Genomic DNA, 235 nt, shown 5'->3' with positions numbered 1-235 from the left:
ATATTCGATCAAATAAGGAGGCGATAGAAGTAGTACGTCAGGCAATCGAGAAAGCAGGATATAAACCAGGTGAAGATATTTTCATCGCTATGGATGCAGCATCTTCTGAGTTTTATGATGCAGAAGCCAAGCGTTATGTATTCAAAAAGTCATCAGGTGATTCATTGACCTCAGATGAGATGGTAAGCTGCTGGAGTGAGTGGGTAGATAAATATCCAATTATCTCAATAGAAGA

At 39.1% G+C, this 235-nt stretch carries 1 pseudogene; it reads left to right on the top strand.

Annotated features, from left to right (window positions below):
- Nucleotides 1-235 (top strand): annotated as a pseudogene (eno, locus tag I5349_RS14095) (phosphopyruvate hydratase); the annotation flags it as partial.

It is taken from the genome of Penaeicola halotolerans (assembly GCF_016464625.1).
GTDB classification, from domain to species: domain Bacteria; phylum Bacteroidota; class Bacteroidia; order Cytophagales; family Cyclobacteriaceae; genus Penaeicola; species Penaeicola halotolerans.
This window is presented reverse-complemented; position numbering and strand designations above follow the sequence as displayed.